12 protein-coding genes are annotated in these 12,893 nt (G+C 67.5%); 6 read left to right on the forward strand and 6 right to left on the reverse strand.

Annotated features, from left to right (window positions below):
- The first annotated feature begins 13 nt into the window (after positions 1-13).
- Positions 14-793, forward strand: a complete 780-nt coding sequence (locus ACFC0O_RS01960) for an alpha/beta hydrolase (RefSeq protein ID WP_375952998.1) — start codon at positions 14-16, stop codon at positions 791-793.
- A 31-nt stretch (positions 794-824) separates the two neighbouring features.
- On the opposite strand, the gene ACFC0O_RS01965 is transcribed toward ACFC0O_RS01960, so the two are convergent.
- A complete protein-coding gene (locus tag ACFC0O_RS01965; RefSeq protein WP_375953001.1) occupies positions 825-1,502 on the reverse strand; it encodes a TetR/AcrR family transcriptional regulator in 678 nt (225 codons plus the stop codon).
- A 74-nt stretch (positions 1,503-1,576) separates the two neighbouring features.
- Here ACFC0O_RS01965 and ACFC0O_RS01970 point away from each other — a divergent pair, with 74 nt between their 5' ends.
- The 4 genes from ACFC0O_RS01970 to ACFC0O_RS01985 all read left to right on the forward strand — a co-directional run bounded on the left by ACFC0O_RS01970 (position 1,577) and on the right by ACFC0O_RS01985 (position 6,624).
- On the forward strand, positions 1,577-2,731 hold the full coding sequence (locus ACFC0O_RS01970) for an FAD-dependent oxidoreductase (protein WP_375953003.1): 1,155 nt from the start codon (positions 1,577-1,579) through the stop codon (positions 2,729-2,731).
- Positions 2,732-3,088: 357 nt separating this feature from the next.
- Positions 3,089-4,603 carry a DNA mismatch repair protein MutS gene (locus ACFC0O_RS01975; RefSeq protein ID WP_375953005.1) on the forward strand — a complete coding sequence of 505 codons (1,515 nt, stop codon included), beginning with the start codon at positions 3,089-3,091 and terminating at the stop codon, positions 4,601-4,603.
- Positions 4,600-6,087, forward strand: a complete 1,488-nt coding sequence (locus tag ACFC0O_RS01980; protein WP_375953007.1) for a DNA mismatch repair protein — start codon at positions 4,600-4,602, stop codon at positions 6,085-6,087. The genes ACFC0O_RS01975 and ACFC0O_RS01980 overlap by 4 nt, the downstream gene beginning before the upstream one ends.
- 81 nt (positions 6,088-6,168) lie before the next feature.
- On the forward strand, positions 6,169-6,624 hold the full coding sequence (locus tag ACFC0O_RS01985) for a hypothetical protein (RefSeq protein ID WP_375953009.1): 456 nt from the start codon (positions 6,169-6,171) through the stop codon (positions 6,622-6,624).
- Here ACFC0O_RS01985 and ACFC0O_RS01990 read toward each other — a convergent pair.
- The 4 genes from ACFC0O_RS01990 to ACFC0O_RS02005 form a co-directional block, all read right to left on the reverse strand.
- Positions 6,615-8,084 carry a hypothetical protein gene (locus ACFC0O_RS01990; RefSeq protein ID WP_375953011.1) on the reverse strand — a complete coding sequence of 490 codons (1,470 nt, stop codon included), beginning with the start codon at positions 8,082-8,084 and terminating at the stop codon, positions 6,615-6,617. The two genes, ACFC0O_RS01985 and ACFC0O_RS01990, sit on opposite strands and share 10 nt — an antisense overlap.
- A gap of 22 nt (positions 8,085-8,106) precedes the next feature.
- Complete coding sequence (locus tag ACFC0O_RS01995; RefSeq protein WP_375953013.1) at positions 8,107-9,711, reverse strand: FMN-binding glutamate synthase family protein; 1,605 nt, start codon at positions 9,709-9,711, stop codon at positions 8,107-8,109.
- Between the two features lie 90 nt (positions 9,712-9,801).
- Positions 9,802-10,113, reverse strand: a complete 312-nt coding sequence (locus ACFC0O_RS02000; protein ID WP_375953015.1) for a hypothetical protein — start codon at positions 10,111-10,113, stop codon at positions 9,802-9,804.
- Between the two features lie 90 nt (positions 10,114-10,203).
- Positions 10,204-10,812, reverse strand: a complete 609-nt coding sequence (locus ACFC0O_RS02005; protein WP_364635582.1) for a DUF6907 domain-containing protein — start codon at positions 10,810-10,812, stop codon at positions 10,204-10,206.
- A gap of 402 nt (positions 10,813-11,214) precedes the next feature.
- Between ACFC0O_RS02005 and ACFC0O_RS02010 the strand changes: the two genes are divergently transcribed.
- Positions 11,215-12,054, forward strand: coding sequence for a helix-turn-helix domain-containing protein (locus tag ACFC0O_RS02010; RefSeq protein ID WP_375953017.1), 840 nt, complete (start codon positions 11,215-11,217; stop codon positions 12,052-12,054).
- On the opposite strand, the gene ACFC0O_RS02015 is transcribed toward ACFC0O_RS02010, so the two are convergent.
- Positions 12,023-12,838 carry an alpha/beta fold hydrolase gene (locus tag ACFC0O_RS02015; protein ID WP_375953019.1) on the reverse strand — a complete coding sequence of 272 codons (816 nt, stop codon included), beginning with the start codon at positions 12,836-12,838 and terminating at the stop codon, positions 12,023-12,025. The two genes, ACFC0O_RS02010 and ACFC0O_RS02015, sit on opposite strands and share 32 nt — an antisense overlap.
- Positions 12,839-12,893 lie beyond the last annotated feature (55 nt).

The raw sequence follows: 12,893 nt of genomic DNA on the forward strand, positions 1-12,893 counted from the left end.
CAGGAGAACGATCATGCGGATACCGACAACACTGCGGACCGGCGTTTTGAGCGCGGCGGCCGTCCTGGGGCTCACCGGGGTCACCGCGCACGCGGAACCCGCTCTGCCGACCGTCGTCCTGGTGCACGGCGCGTTCGCGGACGCCACCAGTTGGGACGGCGTCGCCGCGAAATTGCGCGCCGACGGATATCGAGTCGTGGTGCCCGACAACCCATTACGCGGACCCGCCAATGACGCGGCCGCCATCGAGCGCACCCTGAACGGAATGTCGGGGCCGATCGTGCTGGTCGGGCACTCCTACGGTGGCACGGTGATCACCAATGTGTCCGATCCGAAGGTCACGGCCCTGGTCTATATCGCGGGATTCGCGCCGACACCGGGCGAGCCCGCACTGCTGGAGATCAATCCGGTGCAATTCCCGGGCAGTCGACTGCTGCCGCCCGCCCTGTCGGTCAAGGTGGCCGACGGCGGCCTCGACGCCTACGTCGATCCGGCGTACTTCCACGAGGTGTTCGCCCAGGACGTCTCCGATGCCACGGCCGCGGACATGATCACGCATCAGCGCTCGCTCGCGCTGACCGCCAATCTCGAACCGTCCGGTCCCGCCGCCTGGTCGAATACGCCCAGCTGGTATCTGGTCTCCAGCCAGGACCAGGTCATTCCGCCCGCGTCCCAGCGCTATATGGCACAGCGCATGCACGCGCACACCAGCGAGATCACGGCCTCGCACGCCTCGCTGGTCTCGCAGCCGCTCGCGGTCGCCGATGTCATCGAACAGGCCGCCCGCGGCTGATTCCGAGTACGCCGGGCGGTAGGCCACCCGGCTATCGGAGCGTGTCGATACCCGCCAGGATGAGGTCGAGACCGGCGCGGAACTGCGCCCGATCGTCATGGTCGGCCAGTTGCGCGGCGATCCTGTGCACGAAGGGGTATCGCTCCGGATCGTGCCGGGTCCAGCGGTCCGCGACCGTGGCCAGGAAGGCCGCGCGATCGGTTTCGCGGGCTATGCGCGCGCCCGCGGCGTACTGGCCCGCGAGGCCGTGGATGTAGTTCACCAGGGCGGAAGCCGCGTCGAACTGCGCTGATTCGGGCACGCCGAGGGCCTCGAGCTGTCCGCCGACGCCCTCCAGAATCCGCATATTCGCGGAATGCCATGGCTCACTGGAGAGTTGGGCTCCCACCCAGGGGTGGGCGTCGATCGCGTCGAAGACGCCCAGGGCGACGGCGCGAATGGATTCGCGCGGTTCCGCGCCCGCGGGCACCTCGGTCATGACCCGGGCGATGATGTCGTCCGCCGCGGCGGCGAGCAGATCGTTCTTGTTCGCGACATGCCAGTAGATCGCGCCGCTGCCGGTGGCCAGGCGGGCCGAGAGCGCACGGAAGGTGAGCGCGGCCTCGCCCTCGGTATCGAGGATCGCTATCGCGGTCTCGACGATCCGCTCCTTGGACAGTGCGTCCGCGCGGCGTTCGGGCCGCTGCTTCTTGGTCGTCACAATCTTCATCTTGACATGTCTGGAACGTTGTTCCAAACTGGTTTGTGGAACAACGTTCCAGAGAGCTTTGAAGGGAGCGCATCATGACGACATCGATCACCATCATCGGAGCGGGACTGGGCGGCCTGACCCTGGCTCGCGTCCTGCACGTACACGGCATCACCGCCACCATCTACGAGGCCGAAGCCTCCGCCGCCGCCCGCACCCAGGGCGGTCAGCTGGACATCCATCAGGACGACGGGCAGTTCGCACTCGAGGCGGCCGGGCTCACCGACGAATTCCGGGCGATCATCCACGCCGGCGCGGAGGCACAGCGCGTCTTCGACCGCGACGGCCGGCTACTGCTCGACGTCGCCGACGACGGACTGGCGACCCGGCCCGAGGTACTGCGCGGGGAGTTGCGGCAGATCCTGCTCGATTCACTGCCCGCGGACACGATTCGGTGGGGCCACAAGGTCACCGGCGTGCGCCCGCTCGGCGACGGACGGCACGAACTCACCTTCGCGGACGGTTCGACCGTGATCAGCGATCTGCTCGTGGGCGCGGACGGCGCGTGGTCCAGGATCCGGCCGCTGCTCTCGGACGCGACGCCCGAGTACATCGGCACCACCTTCATCGAAACCTATCTGTACGACGCCGATCAGCGGCATCCCGCCATCGCCGCCATGGTCGGCGACGGTGCGATGTACGCGGCCACACCCGGCAAAGGCATTACGGCGCACCGGGAATCGGGCGGCACACTGCACACCTACGTGCAGCTCAACCGCTCGGCCGCCTGGATCGCGGATATCGATTTCACCGACGCCGCCGCGGCGACCGCGCGCATCGCGGCCGAATTCGACGGCTGGGCACCGGAACTCACCGCGCTCATCACCGAGGGTGAATCCGCACCCGTGCCGCGCATGATCCGCACCCTGCCGGACGGACATCACTGGGACCGGACGCGCGGGGTGACGCTGATCGGCGATGCCGCCCACCTCATGCCGCCCTCCGGCGACGGCGCGAACCTGGCCATGCTCGACGGCGCGGAACTCGCACTCGCCATCGCCGCGCACCCCGGCGATATCGAGGCCGCCCTGACCGCGTACGAGGCGAGCCTGTTCCCGCGCAGCGCCGCGTTCTACGCGGACGCACACGAGATCCTCGACCTCTGCCTCGGCGATCGCGCGCCGTACGGACTCGTCGATCTGTTCAACGGTGTGCCGCAACCCGAACTCGAACCGTCCGCCCGGTCCTGACAGGCCGCCCGGTCACCGCGCCGACACCCCGGGTCACACCGTAAGTTGGCACGAATGGTCATCAACTGGCCATTCACGCGCTCGTGCCCCCGCCACTACAGTGATCGACGGTCCACAAGCTGTGCGGTTATTGCTCGGTAGCTCATCCGATCAGAGGTGGCGAAAACAACAGTGGCAGTGACGAATACACATCAGTTGCTGAGCGAGGTGCTCTCCAGATACGGGAGCGTCGAGGAATTCTGCTCGCGCCTTCGCGGCGATGGCGAAACCACCACCGAATTACCGCGCATCAGCATCGAACCGGACACCGGGGGGCGGCACCGCCGTCACGATACGGCCTGACAGGAGTGCGAATCGATGGACTTCGGCAGCATTCTGTGGGGCCATGCCGATGCTGCCGGGCCGGAGACGGCCGAGGATACGACGCTCACCGATCTGAATCTCGATCAGGTCTTCGCGGCCACCGGCGGCGCGGAACACCGGGCCGCGCAGTACCGGCCGCTCCGCGATATCGCACTGGTCGAATTCCGGCAGCGGGTATTCGGTGATCTCGAGGATGACGCGGTCCGTTCGGTCTTCGAAGCCTTCGTCGACGGAATGCGCTCGGTGCGCGCGCATCTGGAGCGCGCGGGACGGCTGACTCATCCGCAGCAGCGCAATCGCTGGCAGATCGACGCCGAGGCGGTGTACTGCCGCACGGTGCGCGGGATGAGCATCGCGCTGCGGGGACTGCCGCTGCACTCGACCGGATTGCGGGAGTGGGCGGCGTGGCTGTCCGGCTACGTCGATCTCGATTCGTTCCGCGGCTTCGCCGAGGACGGGGCGGGGGTACGCGCGGAGCTCGATGCCGTGCGCTATTCGGTGCAGGTGACCGGCCGCCAGCTGGTCATCGACCGGTACGGCGGCCAGCCCGATTTCAGCGAGACCATCGCGGCGGCCTTCGCGCGGTTCCGGCCCGAGGGTGATCCCGCCCGGCCGCCCGCGGTGGATCCGTGGCCGGATATGAACGAGGTCGAGGAGCAGGTCATCGCGGCCGTCATCGATCAGCATCCGGCCGTCTTCGAACGGCTGGGCCGCCATGCCGAGCGGTATCGGGATTTCATCGATCCGGTCATCGCGCGATTCGACGCCGAGGTGCGCTTCTACCTCGACTATCTGCGCCTGGTGCGCGGGCTGCGCGCCCGCGGTATGCCGTTCTGCTATCCGGAGGTCACGGCCGAGTTCGCCGGGATCGAGGTGGTGGACGGTTTCGACGCGGCCCTCGGCTTCGCCCTCGCCAAACGGCAGGCGACCGTGGTGCGCAATGGTTTTCGGCTCGACGGCCGCGAGCGCGTGCTCGCGGTCACCGGCCCCAATCAGGGCGGGAAGAGCACATTCGCCCGCATGGTCGGGCAGTCGCTGTATCTGGCCGCGCTCGGCTGCCCGATTCCCGGGACGCGCGCGCGAACCATGCTGCCGGACAACGTGTTCACGCATTTCATCCGCGCGGACGATATCGAGGATCCGCACGGCGCGCTGGCGCAGGAGCTCACCCGCATGCGCGATATCCTGGACCGGCTCACCGCGCGCAGTGTGGTCGTGCTGAACGAAAGCTTCAGTACCACCACCGCTTCCGATGCCGTGGCGATCGGCGCGGACGTGGTCGGGCGCATCATCGAACGCGGCGCGGTGGCGGTGTACGTGACCTTCCTGGACGAACTCGCCACCGTCCGGCCGGAGGTGGTCAGCATGGTCGCGGGCGTGGAATCCGGTGATGATCCGGTGCGCACCTTCCGAATCGAACGCCGCCTGCCCGACGGACTGGCCTACGCGGCGGCGGTCGCACAGCGACACGGACTGACCTACCACGAGATTCGCGCGAGGATTCGATGATCCCGATCGGCCTGCTGCATCCACCCGGCGCGATCGTGCACGGTGCGCGCAATGGTGCGGCGCTCACCGATGATCTCGGCCTGGACGAGCTCTACGCGGCCATGGCGGCCGGTGACGAATTCATCGCCCAGGTCGTGAAAACCGTTGTGCCCGTGGGCCTCACCGATTGCGCGATCATCCGGCACCGGCAGGGCGTGCTCGCGGACTGCTGCGCCGATCCCGATCTGCCGCGCGCCCTCTACGCGGTGACCGCCGCCGCGACCACGGTGCGGCGCTGGACCACCGGGCGCACCCGCGAACCGCGCGGCAAACTGGGGCTGGCGCTGCAACCGCTGGAGGCGTTGATCGGCCACCTGCGGCAACTGCGGCAGACACTGGAGAAATACGCCGCATCCTGCACCTCGGACGGGCTGCGGCGCTTGCGGCGGGTACTGGCCGAGCAATTGGACGAGGACTATCTCGCGCGTCTCGAACAGCATGTGGCCGCACTGTATTTCGAGCACGGCATCCATTTCAGCGCGGCACTGGGCACCGGGAACAAGGCCGATCGGATCATGCTGCACGAGCCGCCGGCCGCCGCCAAACGGCTGCGGCTGGGCCGCCGTTCCGGGACCGTGTTCGAGGCCTTCGACAATTTCGAATTCCATGACGGCGATCCGCTGCGGGCGGTCATCGAACCGCCGCTGGACGGCGTCGCCGAGGTGATCTCCCGGGTCACCGACAATGTGCAGGACTTCTTCCGGCAGCTGCGCACCGAACTGGCCTTCTATCTCGGCGGGGTGAACCTGCACGAGCGACTGACCCGGTCCGGTGCGCCCGTCTGCTTCCCGGAACCGGTCGCGGCGGGTGCGAACCTCATGCGCGCCACGGATTTGCGTGATGCGGTGCTGTGCCTGAACACGTCCGAGGTGATCGGCAACGACATCGACGCGGACGGGTCGACCCTGGTGGTCGTCACCGGGGCCAACAGCGGCGGTAAATCGACCTTCCTGCGCAGCGCCGGGACCGCGCAATTGCTGATGCAGGCCGGAATGTTCGTCACCGCCAAGACTTTTCGCGCCGATGTCCGCGAGGGCAGCTTCTCGCATTTCGTGCGCGCCGAGGATCCCACCATGACGCACGGCCGCCTCGACGAGGAGCTGTCCCGCATGGGCGAGATCATCGACGCCCTCACCCCGGGCGCGCTGCTGCTGTGCAATGAACCCTTCGCCTCCACCAATGAGCGCGACGCGGCCGCCATCGCCGATCCGATCATCTCCGCACTGCTCGATTCCGGCGTCAAGATCATCCTGGTCACCCACCTGTACGAGTTCGCACACCGCCGCCATCTCGCCGCGCACGGCACCGATCTGTTCCTGCGTGCCCGGCGCGATGCCGAGGGCAGGCGCACCTATCGGCTGACCGCCGGTCCGCCCGAACCGACCAGTCACGGCGCGGATATTTTCCGGGGCGTCTTCGGCCCGGCGGACCTCGAGAGCGACTAAACGCCGTTAACCAATGGCTTTTCCCGGCATCCGAAACCGGTTACATTCGCGATCGACGGTGCGGGCGATACGAGGAGAGTCATGAACACGAGCGAGCTGGCGACGGCGTTCGAACTGGGTATCGACACCCGGATCACCCTGGCCGCCGCCGGGCTGCTGTTCCTGCTGGCGCTGCTGCTCGGGGTCTGGAAGTACGAGCAGATCCGCACCTCCCCGGACGCGACCGCGCATGTATACGTCGATATCGCGCACCGCGCGACCCTGCTCTACTCCTTCGCCACCCTGCTGCTCGCGGTCTTCACCGAACTCAGCAGCTGGCCGACCGCGGTGAATCTGACCGCCGATATCGTGGTGCTGATCTTCTTCGTCGCCGCCATCGCCGCCTATATCGTGCACGGCCTGCTGCGGGACACCACCAACCAGTTCCACGGTCAGACCGGCAAGATCGGCACCACTGTCTCGATGATCGCGCTGATCATCGGCGAGGTCGGCGGATTCGGGGTGCTGTTCGCCGGATTCATCGCCGGTCAGTTCTGATATTCGGCCAGGGAGCAGGCCAGATCCAGATTGTCGACCGTGGCCAGATAGGCGGGCGGTTTGACGGGGGCACCGAGGTCGCCGAGTTCGTTCAACAGGGCGATATGCGTCGACCAGGTGATGCCCGGCTGCTCGTGCAGGAGGGGAGCGAGTGCGCGAATGGCATCCGCGGCCTCGAGTTCGCCCAGCGTGTGAATAGCGGTGTGGCCGATCACTTCCCGGGGGTCGGTGCGAGCCAGTTCGACCAGGCGATCGATCGCCTCCGGCGCGGGCGCGTGCGCGGCATAGGTACGCAATGCCTCATGGGCCGCCGTTCCGGTGGCCGTCGCGAGGTATTCCCATGCGGTGGTGGCGATTCGGGCGTCGACCGGCAGCAGGACCAGCGAGTACATGGCGGCCTTGCGGACCGTGAAACTGGGATCCGCGGTGAGTTTCAGCAGTGTGCCGGGATCGGACCAGCCGACCAGCACCGCGCACGCGCACTCCCGCACGAGTGGATCGGGGTGCGCCGCCAACCGCTCGGTCAGCCGCGCTCGTGCGCCGGAATCGTAAACGCCCCAGTCGATTCGGCGCAGGGTTGCGGTCATCTCCAGCCAATCCTGATCCGGAGTGCCGAGGATCGCGGTCACCGCCTGCTCCGATAACTCCGCGGGTGGTTGCGGGGGCGTGGCCGGATGCGGTGCGTGGTCCGGCCGCGGCGGACGCAGCAGATCGGTCACCGGCCGCACCCATTCGTGCAGTGCGGCAGCCTCTTTCGCGCCCGCGGTGTGAACGGACGATTCGAACTGGGCACGCAGATCCTCGAATGTCTCCAGCGCCGCGGCGCGGACCCCCGCGTCATCGGAATCCCGGAGTTCGGCGACGGCGCGCAGCACCCGGCGGGTCGGGTAGTAGCGCAGGGTGTTGACGGCTACCGCCGCCAGTTCGGCCGAACGATCCCGGGCCGCCGCGAGCAATCCCTCCTCGGCGGCGACGGGCTCGTCCCAGAGCAGCGTTTCCGCCGCCACCGCGCGTATGTCGCGATCACGATGATCGAGGGCGCGAATCAGCACCGGCATGAATTCGGGCTCTCCGAAACCGAAGCTCATCGCGGCCAGGGCGTCCCGCTGGAGCGGATGCGAGTCATCGGCGGCGACCGGGATGAGCAGATCGGCCTCGGTACGGCCCATCAGGCCCAGCGCGTGCCGCATGACGATCGGATCGCCACTCCCCCACCAGGTTCGGCGGAGCGCGGGCGTGGAGACGTCCTCGTAGGCGACGACCACATCGGAGGCCCGCGTCCGAATCGGTTCGGGCACTTGGGTATCGAGCACCATGGCGGTCAGCGGCTCGATGGCGCGATAGTCCTCGAGCGCGGCCAGCGCCTGGAGGGCATCGGCCCGTTCCGAGGCCGGGGCATTGGCGTCCCCGGCTCGGGCGAGCAGGTCGAACGTTCGGGTCCGATCGTGTTCGGCGGCCATCCGCTCAGAATGACATGCCGGGCTACCGATCCAGGCCAGCGAATTGCGGGCGGAACGAATCCGGATCCGCGGCCACCCAGTCCAGCACCCAGGTCGCGGGCGGCTCCTCCAGCAGCTGGTTCGGGGTGAGCCATTCGTAAAGCTCCGCGTAGGAGCGCTGTTCGGTCGGCGAGATGCGCTTGCGCAGCAGATGCGGGGTCAGTTGCGCGATCTCCGAGACGCCGAGCGAGGCCATGATCTGCGCGGCCTGCATGGTGGTGGCCCGCTGATAGTGGAACACCCGCTCGCTCTTGTCCGCGACGTCGAGGGCGCGGGCGCGGCGCGGATCCTGGGTCGCCACACCCACCGGGCATTCATTGGTGTGACAGCGCTGGGCCTGGATGCAGCCGACCGCCATCATCATGGCGCGCGCGGCCATGGTGAAGTCCGCGCCCTGGATGAGCCGTTTGACGATGTCATTGCCGAGCGCGATCTTGCCGCTCGCGCCGAGTTTGATTCGATCGCGCAGCCCGGCGCCGACCAGTGCGTTGTGCATGATCATCAGGCCGTCGGTGAGCGGCAGCCCGATATGGTCCTCGTACTCCAAAGGCGCTGCGGCCGTGCCGCCTTCGGCGCCGTCGATAATGATGAAATCGGGTGTGCTGCGCTCGGCGAGCATGGCCTTGCACAGCGCGAGCACTTCCACGCGCGAGCCGACGCAGAGTTTGAAGCCGATCGGTTTACCGTCGGAGAGCTCCCGCAATCCGGCGATGAAGCGGATCAGTTCGCGCGGGGTCGAGAAGGCCGAATGCGCGGCGGGGCTGACGCATTTCTCGTGAACGGGCACGCCGCGGAATTCGGCGATCTCCGGGGTCACCTTGGCCGCGGGCAGCACTCCGCCCAGACCCGGCTTCGCGCCCTGGCTGAGTTTGATCGAGACCGCTTTGATCCGCTCGTGCGCGACCCGGTCCTTGAAGCGCGCGGGATCGAAATGTCCATCGCCGGTACGGGTTCCGAAATAGCCGGAGCCGATCTCCCACACCAGATCGCCACCGCCGTCCAGGTGGTAGGGCGTGAGCCCGCCCTCTCCGGTGTCATGCGCGAAACCACCCAGTGCCGCACCGCGATTCAGCGCGCGCAGCGCATTGGCCGACAGCGCGCCGAAGCTCATGGCCGAAACATTCAGCAGCGCCATGGAATACGGCCGTGTGCAGTCCGGGCCGCCGATCAGCACCCGCGGCGGCTCGGCGGGCTGGGTCACCGGGGCGATGGAGTGCACCAGGTATTCGTAGCCGACCGCTTCGACATCGCGTTCGGTGCCGAAGGACAGCTCACCGTTGATGCCCTTGGCACGCTCGTAGATCATGGTCCGCACATCGCGGTCGTACGGGCGGCCGTCGTAATTGCGCTCGATGAAGTACTGCTGCAATTCCGGCCGCAGACTCTCCAGCAGATAGCGCATATGCCCGAGCACCGGATAGTTGCGCAGGATCGAATGCCGCGTCTGGATCACGTCGTAGACACCCACCACGAGCAGCGCCACCAGGATCACCAGCAGGACGTACCAGGCCCAGGAGCCGATGGCGGCGGCCACGCCGACCGCGAGGACGGCCGTGGCGAGAAACCCGATCAGGAAAAATCGGAGCATGACCGTCCTCGGATCGCTGGGCTGGCGTACTCCGGCAGCGTAGCGAGCGTTGCTGTGAGCGGGCCGCCGAAACCGCCGGGCGAAACCGGATCAGGCCTTGCGATCCACCGCGGCCCAGGCGGTCAGCGCGACGGCGCTCGATACCACCGCCACCGACGGCCAGGCGCCGATCTTCTTGGCCAGCGGATGCGAGGCGCCCATCGCCCCGATCGACAGGCCGGTCAGCGCGGCCGCGCCGCCGACGCCGATCGTCTTGCGCCACTGCGGAATCGCGGCGGCGGTACCCGCGGCGAAGACCACGCCGCCGAGTTGCCGCTGTTTCGTGGCCTGCGCGAGCGCGAAGCCGCCCACCAGACTGCCTGCCGCGAGCAACGACGTTGGTACTGCGGGAATTCGAGCCATTTGACTACCTCCATCTCCGAGCTGTCCATCCGAACACCTCGACGATAACCGGAGGAATCACCGCCGTTTCATTGGGGCGGGCGGCCCCGATCAGAGCACGCAGATCTCATCGCTCGCATTGAGCAGGGCCGCGGCGATGCGGCGGGCCTCCGGCGCGGTGACCTCGGTGGGTTCGTCGTCCTGAATGACCAGTGCGATCACGATCCGCCTGCCGAGACGAGTATCCCTGGCACACAGGCGGATTCGAATCTCGGCGTTCCAGCGATGCGGACCCTCGACCGGAATCGAGGCCGCCCGGCCGTGATGCGACAGCTCCACCAGCGGATCCTGTTCGAGAGCGCCGTCGTGCTGCACACACCAGGGCGGGCACTCATCGGCCAGCAGCAGCGTATCGGGCAGCACCCGATAGTCCCAGAGATCGGCCACCGCGATGAGCGTATCGGCAACCCGGACCGCCTGATCCTCGGTGAGTTCGGCATGTGCGCGGGTGGGGGCGACCAGATCGATCCAGTTGTGCCGCAAACCGTCACAGTCGTGCGCGTTCAGCTGCACGAAGACAGCGGGCAATACCGGACGCGGTTGCGGGCCGACCAGCACCGACATTTCCTGTCCGCCGTGCCGTCCGCCGTCGTAGGGGTCGAACGGGTCCGGATCCTCATGCTCGACGCACCATGCCGGACAAGGTAGAACAACGGTCATCTTCTCGGCCCCCGGATCAGCCGCAGCACGGCCCGTTCGCGAGGACTGCGCCCCCTTCGCGCAGCCCTCGCGCCGGAACTCCCGCACGGCGCCGGGCGGGCGAACTGTGAGGTGCGACACAGCCGAGGCACTAGCGAAATGTGCTGTACTGCAGTGCAATTGCCCTTCACTTCGGCCTCGATCAGAGATCGCGACCGCAGGCAATCCCATCACGGGAGATCGCGCCGGTAAAGGTGTGTGAGACACGCTGACAAGAGGTACCTCTGACCAGAGGGTGGTGCCGGGTACGGCCGCGGGGCGGCACCGAGCGGCGAACGAGATTCGAACTTTCGGGGCGAGGTTCGTGAACCGGAACAGATGGTCGCTCGGTCGAGGGGCCGCCCAACGGGTAGTGTCCTGATCGTGAATGCTGGCCACTCCGCGCCGGGGGGATTCATAGCCGACCAGCTGCTGGCCCCCAATCTTGCCGACTTCGTCCGAACCCACCGCACCTTTCCGCGACCGCCCGAACATCCGCGGGGGCTCAGCCGCCCCGCCCTGGCCGCCCGCTGCGATGTCAGCGCCAGCTATATCGCCCAGATCGAGCAGCGCGAGAAGGTGTCACCCAGCCCCGAGGTCGTGGACGCGATCGCCCGCGCACTGGAACTCACCCCGGCCGAACGACAGCACATGCACAATCTCGCGGCCCCCAAAACCCCCGGTCCGCGCACGCACGACCCGATGCCCGTCACCGCCATGCTCACCCTGATCACCGATGATCTGCGCGCCGCCGCGGACGATCTCATGCCGCACCTGTCCGGTTATATCGACGAGCGCTGGAATGTGCTGTGGGTCAATGAAACCTACGATCGCGCATATCCCCGGCTGCTGGATGTGGTCAATATCCTGGTGTGGTTCTTCCTGGTGCCCGAATCACGCCGGGTGATGCTCGAATGGGAGGACGAGGCGCGCCTGACGGTAAACTGGTTCCGCTGGCATATGGGCCGCTACCAGGATCCCGAATGGGCGATGGAACTGCTCGCCCAGCTCAGCTCGTGCGAGGAGTTCCGGGCCATGTACCTGGCCGAGCGGGTGGATTTCGAACGGCATCAACCGCTCATGCATCTGCGCGATCCGGACACGCTCGAGCCGTACAGCGTGCGCGTCCGGATCACCGATGTGCCGGGTGTCGACGCGCCATTTCAATGGTTCATCGGCATCCGGCAGCCGTTCAACGGACCGGCGAGCTTGTTAACCGAGTGAGGAACTCCCCCAGCGCGTCGTTGACCAGGTCGGGCGCGGTCCAGTTGGCGGCGTGCCCGGCATCGGGAATGGTCACCACCGGACCCGAGGCGGGCAGTCCGGCCGCCAGCGCCGCGGACTTCTCCGCGGTACTGGAACCATCGTGCTCACCGCGCAGAACCAGTGCGGGGCAGGTGATCTCGGGAAGCCGATCGAGCAGTGACTCGCGCTCGATCAGGGTCTGCGCGGCGGCGCGGATCGCGGTGCGGTCGCTCGCGGCCCACTTGTAGCGCCACGGCGACTGATCGACCACGGTACCGCCGATGAGCTGACCGGCCAGCCCCTCGGACAGCTGGCCGATCGGCACCTCGGGATTGGTCCACGCGGCGAACAGGCCGCGATACTCTTCCCGCTGCTCTTCAGGGGAATCGCTGGCCTCGGTATCGAACAGCAGCAGCGCGTCGACGCGTTCGGGAGCCAGCAGTGCGGCGCGCAGCACCGCGTACCCGCCCTGTGACATGCCACCGAGTACGGCGTGCTCGACGCCCGCGGCGTCCATCACGGCGAACATATCGCGCGCCGAATCCCAGTAGGTGAAGGACTGCTCGGGGTCCGAGTCGGTCGCACCGTGGCCGCGCGCGTCCCAGCACAGCACCCGGAACCCGCGCGCCTCCAGGTACTCGGCCTGCGGCGCGAACATCGACAGGTCCATGAAGAACCCGTGACCCAGCACCACGGCCGGCCGGTCCTGACCACCGGAATCGGTGTAGAAGATACGGGCACCATCGGTACTTACGTACGGCATGGCCGTAGCGTAGCCGGGCGGTGCGTGCTTGTCGCGGCCCGGGCACACTCTGTGC

It is taken from the genome of Nocardia sp. NPDC056100 (assembly GCF_042266325.1).
Lineage (GTDB): Bacteria > Actinomycetota > Actinomycetes > Mycobacteriales > Mycobacteriaceae > Nocardia.